This window comes from Plantibacter sp. CFBP 8798, assembly GCF_014841195.1.
GTDB lineage: Bacteria > Actinomycetota > Actinomycetes > Actinomycetales > Microbacteriaceae > Plantibacter > Plantibacter auratus.
Map to the genome: position 1 here is coordinate 1,093,110 of NZ_JACYTS010000002.1, position 19,067 is coordinate 1,112,176.

Here is a 19,067-nt window from a genome sequence, read left to right on the forward strand (position 1 = left end):
TCGGGCCCGTGCGACGGCTCGGGCCGGCCTGACGGCTCGGCTCAGCCGCGGTTGTTGCTGAGCTCGAAGATCCGCAGGAGCTCGCCGACCGCGGCGTCCTTGCTGTCCCCGCCCTCCTCGAACATCTGCGTGACGTGCGTCAGCAGGTGGTTCTCGACGAGCAGCTTGTTGAGGGACCCCAGCGACTTCTGGATGGCGAGCGACTGCGTGATGATGTCCATGCAGTAGTCCTCGTTCTCGATCATCTTCTCGAGGCCACGCATCTGGCCCTCGAGGATCTTCGTCCGGTGGAGGGCCCGCTTCTTGATGTCTTCGATCACCGGCTCAGGGTACCACCAGGGGGTACGGTGCCCTCCTCCTCCATCGGACCGGAGGACACGGTCGACGAGCTTAGGATGGGCGGATGACGAGCTCCCCCACACTCGAACTCACCGCTGCCGACGCGGACCGCGCGCGAGCCCTGCGCTCGATGAAGCGCCTGGCCACCGGACTGCTCCTCGTCATGGCGGTCATCTTCGCCGTCGCGTTCGCGCTCGAGGGACGCTACCCGTGGTTGGCGTACGTCAGGGCCACTGCGGAAGGCGGCATGGTCGGGGCGCTCGCGGACTGGTTCGCCGTCACCGCCCTCTTCCGGCACCCGCTCGGCATCCCGATCCCCCACACGGCGATCATCCCGAAGCGCAAGGACGAGATCGGCGTCAGCCTCGGCGAGTTCGTGGAGACCAACTTCCTCTCCGAGGAGGTCGTGCGGCAGAAGCTCGCGTCCGTCTCCGTCTCGGAGAAGCTCGGCGGCTGGTTGTCCGAGCCCGCGAACGCCGAGCGGGTCACCGCCGAGGGGTCCATCGCGGTGCGGGGTCTGCTGGAGACGCTGTCCGACGACGACGTCCGCGAAGTCATCGAGGCGTTGGCGTCCAAACACCTCATCGACCCGCAGTGGGCCCCGAACATCGGCCGTTGGGTCGAGCACATCGTCGGCGTCGGCGCACATCACGACGCGGTCGACCTCCTCCTCGACCGCACGGGTGAATGGCTGAGCACGAATCCGAAGGCGTTCGAACGCCTGGTCTCGAGCCGTCTGCCGACCTGGGTGCCGTCCTTCGTCGACCGGCTCGTGGACGACAAGCTCTACCGCGAGGCCGTGTCCTTCGTCCAGGCCGTCCGCGCGGACCCCGACCACCAGCTCCGTCATGCCCTCGACGGTTACCTCGGCGAGCTCGCGGAGCAACTGCAGCACGACGACGCGACCATCACCCGCTTCGAGAACGCCAAGCACGAGGTCATCGACAGCCCTCGTGTCCGGGAGGTCGCCGGTAAGACCTGGGCGGCCGCGAAGAGCGCGTTCCTCGAGGCACTCGACGCCCCCGACAGCGACCTCCGCGTGCGGATCGCCGGCACCATCGCGGACTTCGGCCGGCGACTGTCGACCGACCGGGCGTTCTCCACCCGCGTCGACACCCGCGTCGCGGACGCCCTGTCCTACGTCGTCACCCGCTACCGGCACGACATCGCGAGCATCATCACCGAGACCGTCGAGCGTTGGGACGCCCGCGAGACGACCCAGAAGATCGAGCTGCTGGTCGGACGCGACCTGCAGTTCATCCGATTGAACGGCACCATCGTCGGCGCGCTCGCCGGCCTCGCGATCTTCACGGTCGCGCAGGCGGTCCTCCGCGCGTTCTGACGACGGGACCGGTCAGCGCTTCGGGAGCAGCTCCACGGAGATGAGGTTCACGACGTCGTTCGCCAGCAGATCGAGCGAGCCCTGGTCCTTGCAGGTGAAGGTGAAGACGACGAGCGTCCCCATCTTCGTGAGGGACCGGACGCCCCAGTAGGTGCGCTCCCCCGTCGCCTGCGTCCACGACAGGACCCGGAACTCGATGAGCCCGCCACCGCTGTTGTAGTTCAGCTGTTCGGTCGTGCCGTCCGCCTTGACGTAGTCGGCCCCGACGTACTTCGACAGATAGGCGTCGCTCGAGCGCTGGTCGTCACCGACCGCGATCTCCTCCGGAGTCAGTGCGATGTTGCCGAGCCGCACCTCGCACGAGGTCGAGGCGTTCGTGTAGATGTCGATCCCGTTCGCGTCCTGACCCGCTGCCGCCCACGACGAGTCGAAGTCGTTCGTGAGGTAGGCCGTCCAGTCGGTGGGGACGTCCTGTCCTGCTGCGAAATCGAGATCCGGCGGGATGTTGACGTAGGTCTTGGTCGGCTCGGGCGTCGAGTCCGTCTCCGTGGGCGTGGGAGACGCGGTCTTCGTCGGCGTGGCCGAGCGGGTGGGGCTCGGGTCCGCGACCGGTGCGCCACCCTGCGTGAGCACGAGGGCGACGACGGTGATGATCGCCGCCAACACGAGCGGGACACCGACGGCGAGGGCGATGATGAGCCCCGTCCGCTTGCGCTCCGGGGCGCCGGGAGGCGGCGGCTGCTGGCCGTACCCGGGAGGACCCTGCGGTGGCTGCTGCTGGTACGGGTTCTGCTGCGGCTGATACGGCTGCTGCGGCTGCCCACCGGAGGGGTTCTGCTGCCCGCTATACGGGTTCTGCTGGTACGGGTTCTGCTGCTGTCCGTACGGGTTCTGCTGCTGCGGTCCCTGACCATACTGCGGCTGTTGCTGCTGCCCGTACGGGTTCTGCTGCTGCGGTCCCTGCCCGTACTGCGGCTGCCCGCCGTAGGGCTGCTGCTGCTGTCCGTGCGGCTGCTGCTGCTGCGGCTGACCGGAGGGGTGCTGCGGCTGCTGACCCGCGGGCCATTGCGTCGGGCGGCCGTCAGGCTGCTGCGGGTCGGGAGGCGGTGCATCGGTCACGGGAGTGGCCTTTCGACGGAACGGCGGGCGGAGCGGGTGAACTGCCCGGCCGCACGCCTGCAGTTCGATGCCGTCAGCCTATCTGCGACGGACCGGCGCCGGTGGGCACATCCTGCACCAGAATGGTGACGTGTCCACCGCCCCCACCACACCCCGCACCCGCAGCGAGCGCCTCGATGCGCTCCCGTTCACCAAGGCCCACGGGCGACTGCTCGTCGGTTCCGGCGTCGGCTGGGCCCTCGACGCCATGGACGTCGGACTCGTGTCCTTCGTGCTCGCCCAGCTCGCCGTGCAGTGGCAGCTCGGGAACACGGAGCTCTCCTGGATCGCCTCAGCCGGGTTCCTCGGCATGGCCATCGGTGCGACGCTCGGCGGGTTGCTCGCCGACCGGGTCGGTCGACGCCACGTCTTCGCGATCACGCTCCTCGTGTTCGGCATCGCGACGGGCGCTTCGGCCCTCGCCTGGGGACTCGGCGTGCTCATCGTGCTGCGGTTCATCGTCGGCCTCGGACTCGGCGCCGAGCTGCCCGTCGCCTCGACCCTCATGAGCGAGTTCGCCCCGCCGCGGATCCGCGGGCGGATCATCGTGTTCCTGGAGGCGTTCTGGGCCATCGGGTGGATCGCCGCCGCCCTCATCGGCTATCTGGTCGTGCCGACGAGCGACGACGGGTGGCGCTGGGCGCTCGCCATCGGCGCGTTGCCCGCGGTCTACGCGGCCATCGTGCGGACGCGACTGCCGGAGTCGGTGCGCTTCCTCGAGTCGCGTGGGCGCCACCGCGAGGCAGAAACCGTCGTCCGCGAGTTCGAGGCCTCGGCCGACGTCGCCCACCCGGAGCCAGCCGTCGACACCACCACCGACACCCCCGTGAGCGCCGGTCTCTCCGCCGGCGAGCGCCTCCGTGGGCTGTGGGTACCCACGCACCGCCGCGACACCGGTTCGCTCTGGATCGTGTGGTTCTGCGTCAACTTCTCCTACTACGGTGCGTTCATCTGGATCCCGACGATCCTCGTCGCCTCCGGGTTCTCCCTCGTCCGGTCCTTCGGTTTCACCCTGATCATCACCCTCGCCCAGATCCCGGGCTACGCCGTCTCGGCATGGTTGATCGAGGCCTGGGGCCGGAAGCAGACCCTCGCGACCTTCCTGGCGGGCTCCGCGGTGTCGGCGGTCCTGTTCGGCACGGCGACGACCGAACCGACGATCATCGTGTTCGGCATGTGCTTGTCCTTCTGCAACCTCGGAGCCTGGGGCGCCCTGTACGCGACGACCCCGGAACTGTATCCGACAGCGCTCCGTGCGACGGGGGCGGGATGGGCCGCCGGCATCGGCCGCATCGCCTCGATCATCGCCCCGCTGTCGGTTCCGGTGCTCCTCCTCGCAGGACAGGCCCTGCTCTTCTCCGTGTTCGCCGCCTTCTTCGTCGTCGCCGCTGTCGCCGCACTGTTCCTCTCGGACATGCGCGGCCGCTCCCTCGACTGAGCCGCGTCCCACCGCCCGACCCGCACCGCCAGTCGGCCGGGTCGGTCGGCGTCGATGCGACAGAATGGGGCCGTGATCGAATCCACCAGCGCCGTGTCCCCGTCCGCCTCCGTCGACCGACGTCCGATCTCGGGACGTCGTGTCGATCTCGAGCACGGTGCGTACACCGCGTCGATCGCCTCGGTCGGTGCCTCATTGCGGTTCCTGCGGCACGACGGCCGAGACCTCGTGGTCCCGTTCGACGCCGAGGAGGTCCGTCCGGCGTTCCGCGGCGCCATGCTCGCCCCGTGGCCCAACCGCGTCGTCGACGGCCGATACACCTTCGCCGGCGTCGACCACCAGCTCGCACTCACGGAACCCGCTCGCGGTCACGCCCTCCACGGGCTCGCCGCCTGGTCGGAGTGGGACCTCGTGTCGTCGAGCACGGCGTCGGCGGCGTTCCGCGTGGTCATCGAGGCGCAGGAGGGCTATCCGTTCCGCGTCCAGGTCACCGCGACCTACACGCTCGACGACGACGGACTCCGCACCGACGTCGAGGCGCTGAACCTCGGCGACGTCGACGCGCCCTACGGCACGGGACCGCACCCGTACCTCGTCGCGGGTGAGGGCCGTGTCGACGACTGGACGCTCGAACTGCCCGCTGCCGAGGTGCTCACCGTCACGCCGGACCGGCTCATCCCGGTCTCGCTGGAGCCGGTCGACACGGAGGCGACGGAGCACTTCGACTTCCGGTCACCCCGGGCCATCGGCGACACCTTCGTCGACCACGCGTACACGGCGCTCGATCGCGACGTCGACGGCCGGGTCACGGTGCGCGTGACGACGCCATCCGGCAGCGGCGTCGCCATGCACTGGGGTGACGGTCTGCCCTGGGTCCAGGTGCACACGGCCGATCAGCCCGTCGCGGAGCTGAACCGACTGGGGCTCGCCGTCGAACCGATGACCTGCCCACCCGACGCCTTCTCGACCGGGACCGACCTCGTCGTCCTGGCTCCCAATACACCACACCGGGTGTCCTGGACCATCGCAGCACTCTGACAGTCGTCGGGGCTAGGCTGGCGACATGTCACAGACTCTTGCGAAACTCACCGGCGGCCCGCTCGACAGCGAGATCATCCCGCTCGAAGACGGTCAGGACGGCGAGCTCGTCCTGCCCTACGGCGAAGGCCAGCTCATCTACCGTCCCGTCGGCGAAGCGACGAACACCGGCGACCACGACGGCCCGACGACGACCGACTACGAGTACGTCGAGTCGACGGAGGACATCTCCCCGACGAACCGCAACGGCAACGGCGACGACGACTCGATCGGCTGAACCGAGCCACACCGTTCCACCTGAACGCCGGTAGCTGAGCCTCAGCTACCGGCGTTCGGCGTTCACTCCCGCTGGTCGTCGACCGTCGCCGTGAAGGTCTGGACCCGGAGCGGAAGCACGGGTGTCATCCGGACCTCCAGGCGGAGGCGGCCCTCCGTCCCCTCAACGAACCAGACCAGGTGGTCCGGCGAATCGCAGATCGGCGTCGCACGTCCCGAAGCCACCTCGGCGATGCCACCGACGGCGGTGACAGCGGCGTCGACCGCCTCGCGCCGCTCGTCCAGCGGGCGGTCGAGGGCGACGTTCTCGGCGAACAGCGACGCGGCGACGCGGTCGTCCCAGTGCGACAGCAGCCCGGTCGCGGTCATCGACGCCACGAGGGTCTCCGGCCAGGGGCGGATCGCCGGTTCCGGCAGCTCACCGGAGGCCTTGGCGCCCGCGATCGCCAGCCGCAGGGCCTGTTCGGCGGGCTTCGCCACGGCCGCGTAGCCGGCGTTCTCGAAGGCGACGACGCCGAACCCCGATGTCGGGTGCCACCGCATGTGGGCGCTGTAACCGGGGTAGCCGCCCGAGTGCGAGACGAGCGTCCCGAGGTCGGCGTCCTCTTCGACGAAGAGGCCGAAGCCGTAGCCGAGCGCGAGTCTCGGCGGCACGCCGTCGAGGGTGGGCCGCGACGGAGCCAGCCGGTGCAGCTGCTGCATCTCGCGGCGGCTGGCGCTCGACAGTGGTCCGGTCTCGTCCCCGGTCCAGGCGCCGTCGAGCCAGCGCACCCATCCGATCAGGGTGGAGGCCGAGGCGAAGAGTCCGCCGATCGAGGAGAAGACCCCGGGGCCGGAGAACGGGACCTCGACGAATCGGCCGTCTTCATCGACGGCCCGTTCGCGGCGGACACGATGACCGGTCGCCGTGACCGCCCCGTCGCCCTCGGGTCGCTCGAACACGGCGCCGAGTCCGAGCGGCTCCAGCAGGAGCGAGGTCACCGCGTCGATGTAGGAGCCACCGGTCACACGCTCGATGACCTGCCCGAGCAACGCGTAGCCGAGGTTCGAGTAGGAGAACGCCGTCCCGGGTGTCGTGACGCATCGGACGCCGCGCACGAGCAGCCGCCGGAACTCGTCCACGCTGATCGACTCCTGGCGGTCACCCCAGGGATCGTCCGTTCCGAGCCCACCCGACATCGTCAGGAGCATACGCACGGTCGGCCGGACGGCGATCCCGTCAGGGAGCACCGGCGCGAACTCCGGCACGAACCCGTCCACTGGCGCGTCCAGGTCGAGGCGGCCGGCGTCGCGGAGGATGAGGAGCACGGCCGCGGTGAAACTCTTCGTGCAGGAGGCGATGCGGAACAGCGTGTCGGCGTCGGGCACCGGACCGCCCACGGCGACCCCGCCGAACCCCTGCTCGAACCGGACCCGTTCGCGGTCGAACACGGCGACGTACGACCCCGGGGCGACGCCGGAGGTGATCCGGTCCTGGAAGACCCGCGTGATGTCCGTCTCGGTGCTGTCCTCGACCAGGTGCATGCCGCCTCCTCCTCGACGGCCCTCGGCAGCCGTCCGCGATCTCGTCGCGCTTCGAGCGTACGACCATTCCGCGCCACCGGGCGCCATCGGACGGGGTGCCGGGCGTAGGGTGCTCCTCCGCTAGGACGAAGTCAAGGGGCACCGATCAGCGACGTCCGATGCCCGCCGCGGGAGTAGCGTCATCTCCCGGATCGACCGTCGACGGGACGGCCGTGGAAGGAGTCATTCCATGTCGAACACGTCGACCTCCGGGCTACCTGCCCCGGTGCGGAGCCTCGTCCCCGCCAGGATGGACCGATTGCCGTGGACCCGGTTCCACTGGATGATCGTCGTCGGTCTCGGCTTCTCATGGGTGCTGGACGGCCTCGAGATCCAGATCGTCGCCTCCGCCGGATTCCAGAAGTCGCTGGGGCTGTCGGCGGCGGAGGTCGGCCTCCTCGGGACGATCTACCTGCTCGGCCAGGTGACGGGTGCCCTCGTCTTCGGCCGCATGGCGGACCGCCTCGGCCGCAAGAAGCTCTTCATCCTGACCCTCGCGATCTACCTCGTCGCGAGCGGCATCGCGGGCCTGTCCCCCACGTTCTGGTTCCTCGCCATCTTCCGGTTCTTCGCCGGCATGGGCATCGGCGGCGAGTACGCGGCGATCAACTCGGCCATCGACGAGCTCATCCCGTCGAAGTACCGCGGGCACGTCGACATCGCCATCAACGGCACCTACTGGGGCGGCGCCGCCCTCGGATCGGCGGCGAACCTGTTCCTGCTGAACACCGACTACTTCGCCGAGGACGTCGGCTGGCGCATCGGATTCTTCATCGGGCCGGTCCTCGGTCTCGCCATCATCTTCCTGCGCCGCCACATCCCCGAGAGTCCGCGGTGGCTCATGACGCACGGTCGGGAACAGGAGGCGGAGGCCACGGTCGACGACATCGAGGCGACCGTCCGCAAGCAGGGCGGGACGATCGAGCCGGTCGACGAGTCGAAGGCGCTCACGGTGCAGGCCCAGGGCCACATCCCGATCCGGACCATCTTCGGCGTCCTCTTCTCGAAGTACCCGAAGCGCACCTTCGTCGGCCTCGCGATGATGATCACGCAGTCGTTCCTGTACAACGCGATCTTCTTCACCTACGCGCTCGTGCTGCAGAACTTCTACGGCACGAGCCCCTCGTCGACGCAGTACTACTTCTTCCCCTTCGCGATCGGCAACCTGCTCGGCCCACTCCTCCTCGGCAGGCTGTTCGACACCTGGGGTCGTCGCCAGATGATCTTCCTCACCTACGGGGTCTCGGGGGCGGTGCTGGCCATGTCGGCGGTGCTCTTCAACGCCGGTGCGCTCGACGCGACGACCCAGACGATCTTCTGGTGCGTCTCGTTCTTCTTCGCCTCCGCCGGTGCGTCAAGCGCCTACCTGACCGTGAGCGAGATCTTCCCGCTCGAGCTCCGCAGCCAGGTGATCGGCTACTTCTTCGCGATCGGACAGATCGCGGGTTCGGTCGCGCCGCTGCTCTACGGGATCCTGATCGGCGACGGCACCGACCGCGGTCCGCTCACCGTGGGCTACTTCGTCGGCGCAGGGGTGATGGTCCTCGGCGGGTTGATCGCCCTCATCTTCGGGGTCGACGCCGCGCGGAAGTCCCTCGAGGACATCACGGAACCCCTGTCGATCGTGCGCGACGAGAAAGGCTCGGGAAGCTGAGCCCGGTCCGCGCTCAGTCCTCGTCGGAGACGTAGACCCCGAGCGTCTCGGCGAGGCGCTCCCGCTCCACCGCCCGACGGCCGGCGCCCTTGGCGCTGGCCGTCGTGAGCGTGGCGAGGATGTGCAGGGTGAGCGCGATCCCGATCGAGGAACTCGGGTGGCCGTCCTCGGCACGGCCGAGCACGATCGTCTCGTCGGCGTACGGGGTCAGCGGGGCGTCCGGCGCGTCCGTGATGAGCACGAGGCTGCCTCCCGCCTCGGCGAACGGGACGACGGAGTCGATCGTGTACTTCCGGTACCGCTGTAGCGACACGGCGATCATGACGTCGCTCGTACGCACGTCGCTCAGGACGTCGAGGGGACGCACGATGGTGCCGTCGATGAGCGTGACGTTCGCGAGGCCGTAGCTGAGGTCCGCGGCGAGGAGGGACGCGTAGGTGAACGACTTCGACGCCCCGATGAGGAAGCGTCGCCGGGCGGAGACGATGAGGGCCGCTGCGCGTTCGAGGGCGCCGTCCGCCTTGGCCGAGGCGAGGGACTCCTCGAACTGCTTGCGTTCCTGCTCGAGGAGTCGGTGCTTCAGGACGGACGCGGAGCGTCGTTCGAGACGCTGCTCCGGGCGTTCGCCGGGGACGGCGGTGTCCTCATCGGTGAGGAAGAGGGTGTCGTCGTTCACGCGCGGTCTCCTTCGCATGCCGTCGCCGGGGTTCGGGCCGGCGCCGTCCGTTCGTGTCGGCAGCAGCACCGACGGCCCGCCGGCAGGTCACCCGGCGAGGTTCCCTTGATGGTAGCGACGGGAAGCGCATACAGGATCGCCGGAACGACAACGATTCGGTGCACACGCGTCCGGTCGTGCGACGCTCAGCGTTCGGGCTCGTCGTCCAGGTCGGGCAGGGTGATCGAGGACGTGAAGAGGCTCGCGCGCTGTTCGGCCTCGGCGCTGCCGCTGAACAGCCCGACGGGCTCGGTGACCGGCCCGCCGCGCTTCGGCACCGGACGAGGCTCCTGCTCGACCATCTGCACCCGGTTGCGCGGGATCGCCGACGGGTTCTGCGCGAGGATCCACTCGACCATCTGCTCGCGCACGAGGCATCGGAGGTCGAAGAGGGTCGGTGCGTCCACCGCGGTGACGAGGATGCGGATGCGCACGTAGCCGCCCACGGCGTCCGTGACCTGCAGGACCTGCGCCCGGCCGTCCCAGAGGTCGGTGCGGTCGAGGATGCGCTCCAGCTCGGTCCGCATGACCGCGGGACTCACCCACCAGTCGAGGTCGAACTCGACCGACCCGAGCAGCTCGCTCGTGTTCCGCGTCCAGTTCTGGAAGGGCGTGGAGGTGAAGTAGGTGGACGGGAGCACCATGCGGCGATCGTCCCAGATGCCGACGACGACGTAGGTGAGGGTGATCTCCTCGATCCGGCCCCACTCCCCCTCGACGATGACGACGTCGTCGACCCGGATCGCATCGCTGAAGGCGAGCTGGATCCCGGCGAACACGTTCCCGAGGACGGACTGCGCCGCGAGGCCGGCGACGATGCTCACGACACCGGCGGAGGCCAGCACGCTCGCCCCGACGCCCTGGACGCCGGGGAACGTCAGGAGGATCGACGCGACACCGACGATGACGACGACCGCGATCGCCAGGCGACGGACGAGCGCGAGCTGCGTCTGCATGCGGCGGGCGACCTTGTTGTTCGGGACGTCGATGCGGTACCGGGCCTGGCCGAGCCCGATGACGAAGGCGAGCAGCGCGGCGACCAGCCACGTCGCTGCGGCGATGACGGCGATCCGGAAGGTCTGGTCGATGAACCCACGGGCGGTCTCATCGGGAAGCGTCGCCGCCACCGCCGGCCACACGGCGACCAGGATCACGAGGGCCCGGAAGGGGTGCCTGGCACTCCCGGCGAGCGCACCCGGCCAGTCGCTCCGCCGCGCCGCCATCCGGAAGGAGACCGACACGATCACGATGACGACGAGCGCTGCGATCAGCGCTATCCCGGCCGCTGCGGCGACACCCCACCAGCTCTGCCATACGAACATCCTTGCCTCCTCGAGCCGGTCGTGCACTAGGTGTTCCTCCGCCGACCGATACCGTACGGCGCAAGCGTCCAGCGTAGGGGCGGGTGCATGCCATGCTCGACCGCTTGCGCGGCCTGCCACGAACCTCTCAGGCCGAGTTCACGTGGCTGGCGCGTCCCACGTGGACCGAGCGAACCTCCCCATTCACCGAGGTGGCACGGCCCGGGCTGCCCTTCGACAGGCTCAGGGACCGAGACATGGCGGGCGAACCCCTTCCGGTCACTGAGCCCGTCGAAGGGCGGCACAGCTCCGGGACCGCAGCGGTGCGGACAGACGTTTCCCGGTCACTGAGCCTGTCGAAGTGCCCACGAAGAACCCTTCGACAGGCACAGGGACCGGCGGGAGTCAGAATGGGGCAGGGTCCGGTTTCGTTCGATGGCGCTTCCCGTCGGGTGTCGTCCACTCGAGGACGCCACCGGGCCCGTGGTCGAGGTTCCATCCGGGGAGATGCTTCATCCGATGGTGATGTCGACACAGGCAGGCGAGGTTCCCGGCATCCGTCGCGCCGCCGTCCTCCCAGGCGACCGAATGATCGAGGTCGCAGGCCCTGGCGCGTCTCCCACAGCCCGGTGCCCGACAGGTGCCGTCCCTGAGGCGCACCGCCCGCTGCAGGCCGGCGGGAACGCGGTACTGATTGCGGCCGACGGAGAGCATCGCGCCGGTTTCCGGCTGGACGAGGATCCGGGTGAAGCTGGGCGCGTTCACCGCGATACGTGCCGCGGTCTCGGGGTCGATCGGACCGTAGCCGTCGAGCATGCCGGGTGCGTCGGAGACGCCGGCCATAGTGAGCGCCGGCACGGTGATCTGCACGGTCGGCTTGATGTGGTCCTGGACCTCGACGGGGTGCGGGAGCACGGGGCTCGACATGACGTCCTCGGGCGTGACACCGGTCAGGGCGAGCGCCGCGAGGGCATCTGCCTGCAGCTGGGCGCACGTGCGGGTGTCGCCGGCCTGGCGTGATTCGGTGGCGGCTGCTTCGACGCGCTCGAGGATGCCTTGCGCGATCGGCGCGGTGGTGAAGAGGTGCACCCACGCCATGCCGTCGGCGGCCGGTTCGAACTCGACCCGGCGGTCGGCCTCCGAGCGGACCGCTCGGGCGGTGATGGACTCGGGGTGGAGGCGTTCGCGCAGGACGCGGGCTCGCCTGCGGAGGTTCGCGTTGGTGGACTCTTCCGCGACCGGCAGGACCTCAGCGAGGAACACCGTCCGTCCTGCGGTCGGCACGTCACTGAGTTGGTCGATGATCGTCTGCGCGTGCCGGGCCGAGATGCGGCCGGCCTCGAGGGACGCGAGCACGGCGGGCGCGTCGTTCACGAGGCGCTCGGCGTCGTTCGTCGCCCGCTGCACGGTCCGCTCGGGCGTTCGGGTCGCCATCGCGAGGGCTGCGCAGGTGGAGCGGCGGGAGAGCGCCTGCCGTTCCGCCGGCGGGAAGATCGCCGGAACCGTGACGTCTGCGAAGGCGTCCGCGTATGCGGCGGAGCGGGCCAGGAGCCGAGCCTCCTCGACGTCCAGAGCAGCACGCCGCCGCTGGATGTCCGCGTAATGGTCCGAGAACTCCGCGAGGCGCGCGGCGTACTCGTCGCTCGCGCGGATCGCGGTGAGAGTGGTCTCGGTCATGACTCCAGTCCACCATGAACCACTGACATTCCAGATGCTGAGTGGTCTCGGCTGTGCGAGTTTTCTCGTGGGCCCTTCGACAAGCTCAGGGAGCGGAGGAGGTTGCTCGAGAACCGGAGTGAATGCGCGCGCCCTTCGACAGGCTCAGGGTCTGGAGAGGGTCGCTCGGAGACCGGAGTGAGTACGGGTGCACCCCTTCCGGTCGCTGAGCTTGTCGAAGTGCCTACGAATGCCCTTCGACAGGCTCAGGGACCGGAGAGGGCTGCTCAGGGACGGCGAGGGTTGCTCGGGGACCGGGGTGAAGCCGGGTGCACCTCTCCCGGTCGCTGAGCCTGTCGAAGTGCCCACGAGGGGCCTCCCGGGCGCGGTGCCTCCGTCAGCGGTACACCGAGAGGCCCGCCGCGGCCCCACTGCTTGAACGGTTGGCCGAGAACCGATCAGCCCAGCATGACCTCGTGCGGGTACTCGGCCGACCGGTGCTGGAACTCGGTGACCGCCGGGTTGAGGATGACGCCGTCCTGGATCTCGACGGCCCGCTGGACGGTCAGGCTGTCGGCCCAGGCGGCCGGTCCGGCCAGGACGGTGGGCAGGAACGGCAGCAACGCCTCGCTGTTCTCCCAGCTGGACGAGTTCCACAGGAGCGACGGACTGTGGTCGACCGCGTAGTAGTTGATCTCCCCGCGCCCGACGGTGAACATCGGGTCGTCGAACCCGGTGGTACGCGCCCATTCGAAGGCCATGCCCTCGTCGCAGGAGACGTCCACGATGAGGCTCCCGGGCCGGAACGCGCCGAGATCGTCCTCACGGAGGTAGAGCAGTGGTGCGTTGGGGTCCTGCAGCGTGCAGTTGACGACGATGTCGCTCTCGGCCAGGAAGGGTGCGAGCGGGACGCGGCCCTCGTCGGTGATGACCTCGCTGAGGTACGGGCCGTCGTCGTGGTCGAACTGGATCATGCGGGCGGAATGGATGGGCGCCGCGACCGCCGCGACCCGGCGGTTGGTGAGCACGCGCACGTCGTGGATCCCATGGGCGTTGAGCGCGGTCACGGCACCTCGGGCGGTCGCGCCGAACCCGATGACCACGGCGGTCAGGCGACGGCCGTAGCTGCCGGTGGAGCCGCAGAGTTCCAACGCGTGGATCACCGAGCTGTAGCCGGCGAGCTCGTTGTTCTTGTGGAAGACGTGCAACCCGAAGCTGCCGTCGGCGGCCCAGTGGTTCATCGCCTCGAAGGCGATCAGTGTGAGTCGTTTGTCGATCGCGAGCTGCGTCAGCGCGGCGTCCTGGACGCAGTGCGGCCAGCCCCAGAGCGTCTGCCCGTCCCGGAGCTCCTGGACGTCCTCGAGCTGCGGTTTCGGCAGGAGGACGACGTCCGCCTGCGCGATGACCTCGGCGCGCGTCGCGAACGAGCGGACGTAGGGCGCGATCTCCTCGTCGGAGACGCCGAACCGGGCACCATAGCCGTGCTCCACGACGATCCGAGACCGGAACTCCTCCGGGATGCGCTCGAAGTGCGCCGGGTGGATCGGCACGCGTCGTTCGTCGGGTTTCAGCGAGGTGCCGATCACCCCGAGGACGGCGTCGTGCTGCAGGGTCGGTTCGGATGCTGCTGGCATGACTGCTCGTCCCGTTCACGGGAACCGAAGCGGCGCCGTGCCCCTGACCGTACAGGACGCGGGCGCTGCCGACGCCCGGAAACGCGACAACCCCGCACCGTGAGGTGCGGGGTTGTCGTTGCAGCTGGTGGACCCAAGGGGATTCGAACCCCTGACCCCCTCGATGCGAACGAGGTGCGCTACCGGACTGCGCCATGGGCCCAACTACTCGTCCAGGCTAGCAGAACCGGCGAGCCGTTTCGAACCGGCCGCGCTAGTCCTCGTAGGGGTTCGGGCCGTCGTCGACCGGCATGCTGCCGTCCTTCGGATTGGCGGCGATGAGGGCAGCGAGGTCGAGATCGCGGAACCAGCGGAGCCGCTGGCTCCGGGCACGCCGATAGTGCTCGTCGACGACCGGCTCGTCGAGGACCCGGTCGAGCTTCGCCTGGATGGCGCGCTCCAGGTCGCCCCACGCACGCTCACGAGCGGATTCCGCGATCGCCGCGACGAACTCCTCGTCCTTGCTCACCCGACGGAGTTCGGCGGCGAGCCCCGAGTACACCTCGCGGCGACGGGACAGGGCGCTCAGGTCACCCGCGCGGTAGTCGTGCTGGTGGCGAGCACTCCCCCGCCGCTGGAACGCCGTCTGGCGCGCCTCCCGCGCGAGGTCGGCGTACTCCTCCTGCTCGTCCGCCATGCGTCCCAGCTCACGCCGGACGGCCGTCTGCGTCGCCTCGGCGTCGTAGGAGGCACCGTCGCGGAGTGCTCGCTCGATGATCCAGTTCGTGACCTCGACCACGGTCCAGGACCGCGCGATGAGGAGACCTTCCTCGACCGCGTGCTCGACCGGCGGCGGAGCCACCTCAGGGGGCGCGACGTAGGGCTTCATCGGCTTCCGCCGGCTCTTCCGCCACACGCCCATGGTCACCTTTCGCGTTCCAGGGCGTCGACGAGAACCGAGCGACGAACCCCCTCGACGAGTCTATCCGTCGCCGGTGACCGGTTCATGAACGACCGGACGGGCGCGGTCGGGACTCAGCCCGCGGCGCGGCGACGCTGCAACAGGGTGGAGCCGCCGGCGGCGATCTCGCCCTCGTCGATGACACCCATCGAGGCGAAACGACTCGGGGCCGGCTGCGGGTCGACGCGCTCGGGCTGCGGAGCGGCGACGGGCTCCGGACGACGGACGATCGTCGGTACGACCGGCGCGAGACGCTCGGCGCGGGAGGCGATGGCCTCCTGCATGGCCGCCTGGCGCAGGCGATCGTAGGCGTCGGCCTTCGCCAGCTCGGCGGCAGCCGACGAACCCACGGAGAGGTGGAGCGGCTTCGGGATGGACGTCGGGGTCCACGTCTGCGCCTGCGACGCCGCCTTGACGGGCTCGTTGTACTCGAAGAGCGCCGACTCGACACGCCTGGTGGTGACAGCGACCGCCGGTACCGGCGCGACGGCACGGTGGGCGATGCGTGACATCCGGGAGAGCGCAGAGAGAGCGAGCAGACCGACGACCGTGGACGAGATACCGAGGACGAGACCGCCACCCGCGAGGAACGCGGTCACGCCGGAGCAGAACCCGATGATGGAGGCGACCAACACGGTGGTCGCGAGCAGTCTGGAGCGACGACGGCTTCGCGCGAGCTTCGCCGCTCGGGCGTTGCGCTGCACGGCACGGGCTGCGGCAGCGGCCGCACGACGAGCATCCTCCGCGGCACGGGCGGCGGCTTCGGCCTGCACGGCCCTGGCCTCCTCCTCGCGGCGGATCCGGTCGGCTTCGGCGAGTTCGACGCGCGCCGCGGCCTCGGCCGTCGCCTTCGTCCTGGCCTCGAGCTGCTTGAGGAGCTTGCGCTGCGCGGCGACCTCACGCGACGTCGCCTCGAGCCGGACGGCTTCCGGGACCTCAGCCGTTTCGGCGAGCACACGGAGCGTCTGCTGCAGCCGGATCGCGTTGCGCTCGCTGGCGGAGAACTGACTGTCACGCACCCACGACGGCACCAGGTACACCAGCCACAGCATCGCTGCGACCAGAATGATCACCCCACCGCTCAGGAATCCGCCGTCCATGTCCCTGACCGTAGCGGGTGCAACGACCGGAGACGGGCAGTCGTCGGGTGTGTCCCCGGATAGAGGGGAAAACGGCTACCGGGTCAGCGGGTGGGGAACGGCATCGCGGCCGCGAGACGGTCGGCCTCGGGGATCACGCACGCGTCCTTCGGGACCTGGCCGTCCAACCACCGGTTCAGGACGCCGCCCGGGACTTCTTCGCGGACGAGGCCGAAACAGAAGTGGTCACGCCAGTCGCCGTCGATGTGGATGAAGCGGCGCCGCAGTCCCTCGTACCGGAACCCGAGCTTCTCGACGACCCGCAGGCTCGGAGCGTTCTCGGGCCGGATGCAGATCTCCAGACGATGGAGCTGCAGGGCGGTGAAGCAGTGGTCGGTGGCCAAGGCGGTCGCGATCGGTGTGGCACCGAGACCCGCGAACCGCTGGGAGACCCAGTAGCCGATCGACGCCGAGGCCAGCGATCCGTAGGTGATGCCGGAGACGTTGAGCTGGCCGGCGAACTCCCCGTCGACCTCGATGACGAACGGGAGGCCGGCACCCGAGCGTGCGTGGTTCTGCAGCGACCGGATCGCCGCACGGCTGTCGGCCGGGACCGGGCCGTAGGGGCTCGTCGCCTCCCAGCGGCGCAACCAGGCTCGGTTCTCCGCGAGCTCGCGCTCGAGCGGCCTCGCGTCACGGACCTTGATCGGCCGGATGCTCACTCGCCCACTGCTCAGAACGGGTACGACCTGCGCCACCGTGCCACCCCTCTCGCGTTCTGTGGTGAGCCTAGTGGAGCGCTCACCGATGCACCGACACCACGTCGTCGACAGCATCGCGCCCCGAGATCCGCAGCTGCGGACCCGGGGCGCGTCGTGCGTCGTCGGGTGGACTCAGTCGAGGTCCCCGGCGAAGTCCTTGAGCCACGGACGCAGCTCGGGACCGAGGTCTTCGCGGTCGACCGCAAGCTGCACGATCGCCTTGATGTAGTCGAGGCGGTCGCCCGTGTCGTAGCGACGGCCACGGAAGATGACGCCGTAGACGCCGCCCGTGCCCTCGACGTCGGCGGCCATCTCCTGGAGCGCGTCGGTCAGCTGGATCTCGCCGCCCTTGCCCGGCTCGGTGCGCTCGAGGATCTCGAACACCTCGGGCTTCAGCACGTAGCGGCCGATGATGGCGAGGTTGGACGGGGCGTCCTCCTTCGCGGGCTTCTCGACGAGCCCGGTCACCCGGACGACGTCGGCGTCGTCGGTGGCCTCAACGGCTGCTGCACCGTACATGTGGATCGAATCGGGGTCGACCTCCATGAGAGCGATGATCGTCGCGTTCCGCTTGTCCTGCTCGTCGAGCATGCGCTCGAGGAGGACGTCGCGGGCGTCGATCAGGTCGTCGCCGAGGAGCACGGCGAACGGCTCGTTGCCGACGTGGCGCTTGGCCCGCAGGACGGCGTGGCCGAGGCCCTTCGGGTCTCCCTGGCGCAGGAAGTGGATGTCGGCGAGCTCACTCGACTCGTTGACCTTCTCGAGGCGCTGGGTGTCGCCCTTCTTCGCGAGGTTGAGCTCGAGCTCGGTCACGCGGTCGAAGTGGTTGGCGAGGGCGTTCTTGTTGCGGCCGATGATCATGAGCACATCGGCGAGCCCGGCGCTGACGGCCTCCTCGACGACGTACTGGATGGCCGGCTTGTCGACGACGGGGAGCATCTCCTTCGGCAGGGCCTTCGTCGCCGGAAGGAACCGGGTGCCGAGACCTGCTGCGGGGATGACTGCTTTGGTAACACGAGTGGTCATGAGGGAAAACCTATCGTGTGGAGTCGGTGAAGTGGCCGAATACCCCCTCGATCGAGGGTGAAATCCCCCGAACCCCTGGACGAGGCGGCGGATGTCGGGTAGGACGTCGGGCAACGAGCCGGGCGCGACGACGAGCAGTTTAGAATGGGTCGCATGACGAGCCCCGCCGAACACGAGAAACGAGCGCTGCGCGCCGAGCTCCGTGAGCGGCGGGAGCTGCTCACCTCCCTGGAGAAGGAGCGCTCGACCACCGGCCTGACGGACAACCTCCGAGCCCTCGTCTCCCGCTTCGGCGCGAGCTCCATCGCCTGCTACCTCTCCTCCCCGAGCGAGCCCGACACCCGTCCCTTCCTCCAGTGGGCTCAGGAGGCGGGCATCCGCATCCTGTTCCCCATCACCCGCACCGACGGGCTCCTCGACTGGACGATCGGCGAAGAGGGCATCGAGACGGTGGGCTTCGCCGGCACCCCCGAGGTCGTGGGTACCACCCTCGGTCCCATCGCGATCAACGACGTCGATCTCATCCTCGTCCCCGCGGCGGCCGTCGACGCCCACGGCATGCGCATGGGCTGGGGTCGCGGGTACTTCGACAAGACGCTCGGCTCGATGGAGCGCTGCCCTCCCGTCTACGCCGTGCTGTACGACACCGAGATCCTCGACGAGGTCCCGCGCGAGATCCACGACGAACCCGTCGGCGGTGCCGTGACCCCGAGCCGCATCCTCGACTTCGACCAGGTCAGACCGCGCCGCTGAGCGCGCCGACCCACCACATCCCAGGAGACCCCGTGCCCACCTACGCCTACCGCTGCACCGAGTGCGGCAACGCCTTCGACGTCCAGCAGTCCTTCACCGACGACTCCCTCACCGAGTGCCCGGCGTGCTCCGGCAAGCTGCGCAAGCTCTTCAGCGCGGTCGGTGTCACGTTCAACGGCTCCGGCTTCTATCGCACGGACTCCCGCGCCGGTGCAGGCAAGGGCTCGAGCTCCATCCCGGCCTCCTCGAAGTCCTCGGAGGGGTCGTCGAGCTCGTCCTCCTCGGACACCAAGGGCGGATCCTCCTCCTCGGGCGGCTCCTCCAGCTCCGGTTCCGGCTCCAGCGCCACACCGGCCTCCGCCGGGAGCGCCGCGTCCTGAGCCGGTAGCGTAGC

The 19,067-nt window shown here is 69.4% G+C and carries 18 protein-coding genes and 1 tRNA gene; 7 read left to right on the top strand and 12 right to left on the bottom strand.

Features of this window, described 5'->3' with window-relative positions; all coding sequences use genetic code 11:
• Positions 1–41: 41 nt before the first annotated feature.
• Positions 42–320, bottom strand: coding sequence for a metal-sensitive transcriptional regulator (locus IFU30_RS12175; protein WP_064296530.1), 279 nt, complete (start codon positions 318–320; stop codon positions 42–44).
• 83 nt (positions 321–403) lie between these two features.
• Here IFU30_RS12175 and IFU30_RS12180 point away from each other — a divergent pair, with 83 nt between their 5' ends.
• On the top strand, positions 404–1,681 hold the full coding sequence (locus tag IFU30_RS12180) for a DUF445 domain-containing protein (protein WP_192005316.1): 1,278 nt from the start codon (positions 404–406) through the stop codon (positions 1,679–1,681).
• 12 nt (positions 1,682–1,693) lie between these two features.
• Here the strand turns inward: IFU30_RS12180 and IFU30_RS12185 are convergent, their stop codons facing one another.
• Positions 1,694–2,800 carry a hypothetical protein gene (locus tag IFU30_RS12185; protein ID WP_192005317.1) on the bottom strand — a complete coding sequence of 369 codons (1,107 nt, stop codon included), beginning with the start codon at positions 2,798–2,800 and terminating at the stop codon, positions 1,694–1,696.
• A 130-nt stretch (positions 2,801–2,930) separates the two neighbouring features.
• On the opposite strand from IFU30_RS12185, the gene IFU30_RS12190 reads away from it, so the two are divergent.
• The 3 genes from IFU30_RS12190 (at position 2,931) to IFU30_RS12200 (ending at position 5,592) form a co-directional block, all read left to right on the top strand.
• Positions 2,931–4,277: an MFS transporter gene (locus tag IFU30_RS12190; protein ID WP_342450857.1), complete on the top strand. Its 1,347-nt coding sequence runs from the start codon at positions 2,931–2,933 to the stop codon at positions 4,275–4,277.
• 72 nt (positions 4,278–4,349) lie between these two features.
• Positions 4,350–5,315 (top strand): aldose 1-epimerase family protein, encoded by a 966-nt coding sequence (locus IFU30_RS12195; RefSeq protein ID WP_338000150.1) that lies wholly within the window; start codon positions 4,350–4,352, stop codon positions 5,313–5,315.
• Positions 5,316–5,340: 25 nt separating this feature from the next.
• The gene (locus tag IFU30_RS12200) at positions 5,341–5,592 is read left to right on the top strand and encodes a response regulator (RefSeq protein WP_079001938.1); all 252 of its coding nucleotides are present in this window, start codon (positions 5,341–5,343) and stop codon (positions 5,590–5,592) included.
• Between the two features lie 62 nt (positions 5,593–5,654).
• Here IFU30_RS12200 and IFU30_RS12205 read toward each other — a convergent pair whose 3' ends face one another.
• A complete protein-coding gene (locus IFU30_RS12205) occupies positions 5,655–7,115 on the bottom strand; it encodes a serine hydrolase domain-containing protein (RefSeq protein ID WP_192005320.1) in 1,461 nt (486 codons plus the stop codon).
• A 229-nt stretch (positions 7,116–7,344) separates the two neighbouring features.
• Between IFU30_RS12205 and IFU30_RS12210 the strand changes: the two genes are divergently transcribed.
• Positions 7,345–8,808, top strand: a complete 1,464-nt coding sequence (locus IFU30_RS12210) for an MFS transporter (protein WP_192005321.1) — start codon at positions 7,345–7,347, stop codon at positions 8,806–8,808.
• A gap of 13 nt (positions 8,809–8,821) precedes the next feature.
• On the opposite strand, the gene IFU30_RS12215 is transcribed toward IFU30_RS12210, so the two are convergent.
• The 9 genes from IFU30_RS12215 to galU all read right to left on the bottom strand — a co-directional run bounded on the left by IFU30_RS12215 (position 8,822) and on the right by galU (position 17,920).
• Positions 8,822–9,484, bottom strand: a complete 663-nt coding sequence (locus IFU30_RS12215) for a MurR/RpiR family transcriptional regulator (RefSeq protein WP_197977484.1) — start codon at positions 9,482–9,484, stop codon at positions 8,822–8,824.
• Between the two features lie 185 nt (positions 9,485–9,669).
• Complete coding sequence (locus IFU30_RS12220) at positions 9,670–10,845, bottom strand: mechanosensitive ion channel family protein (RefSeq protein WP_086474686.1); 1,176 nt, start codon at positions 10,843–10,845, stop codon at positions 9,670–9,672.
• A gap of 384 nt (positions 10,846–11,229) precedes the next feature.
• Positions 11,230–12,501, bottom strand: coding sequence for an HNH endonuclease signature motif containing protein (locus tag IFU30_RS12225; RefSeq protein WP_192005322.1), 1,272 nt, complete (start codon positions 12,499–12,501; stop codon positions 11,230–11,232).
• Between the two features lie 437 nt (positions 12,502–12,938).
• The gene (locus tag IFU30_RS12230) at positions 12,939–14,114 is read right to left on the bottom strand and encodes a N(5)-(carboxyethyl)ornithine synthase (protein ID WP_192005323.1); all 1,176 of its coding nucleotides are present in this window, start codon (positions 14,112–14,114) and stop codon (positions 12,939–12,941) included.
• A 125-nt stretch (positions 14,115–14,239) separates the two neighbouring features.
• Positions 14,240–14,316: transfer RNA gene (locus IFU30_RS12235), tRNA-Ala, on the bottom strand.
• 51 nt (positions 14,317–14,367) lie between these two features.
• Positions 14,368–15,021: a hypothetical protein gene (locus IFU30_RS12240; RefSeq protein WP_192005324.1), complete on the bottom strand. Its 654-nt coding sequence runs from the start codon at positions 15,019–15,021 to the stop codon at positions 14,368–14,370.
• A gap of 107 nt (positions 15,022–15,128) precedes the next feature.
• Entirely contained in the window at positions 15,129–16,154 is a 1,026-nt protein-coding gene (locus IFU30_RS12245) for a hypothetical protein (RefSeq protein WP_192005325.1), read from the bottom strand.
• Between the two features lie 83 nt (positions 16,155–16,237).
• Positions 16,238–16,891: a GNAT family N-acetyltransferase gene (locus IFU30_RS12250; protein ID WP_342450858.1), complete on the bottom strand. Its 654-nt coding sequence runs from the start codon at positions 16,889–16,891 to the stop codon at positions 16,238–16,240.
• Positions 16,892–17,026: 135 nt separating this feature from the next.
• Entirely contained in the window at positions 17,027–17,920 is an 894-nt protein-coding gene (gene galU, locus IFU30_RS12255) for a UTP--glucose-1-phosphate uridylyltransferase GalU (RefSeq protein WP_192005327.1), read from the bottom strand.
• A 153-nt stretch (positions 17,921–18,073) separates the two neighbouring features.
• Here galU and IFU30_RS12260 point away from each other — a divergent pair, with 153 nt between their 5' ends.
• On the top strand, positions 18,074–18,673 hold the full coding sequence (locus IFU30_RS12260) for a 5-formyltetrahydrofolate cyclo-ligase (RefSeq protein ID WP_192005328.1): 600 nt from the start codon (positions 18,074–18,076) through the stop codon (positions 18,671–18,673).
• A 32-nt stretch (positions 18,674–18,705) separates the two neighbouring features.
• The gene (locus IFU30_RS12265; RefSeq protein WP_192005329.1) at positions 18,706–19,053 is read left to right on the top strand and encodes an FmdB family zinc ribbon protein; all 348 of its coding nucleotides are present in this window, start codon (positions 18,706–18,708) and stop codon (positions 19,051–19,053) included.
• The last annotated feature ends 14 nt before the right edge of the window (positions 19,054–19,067 follow it).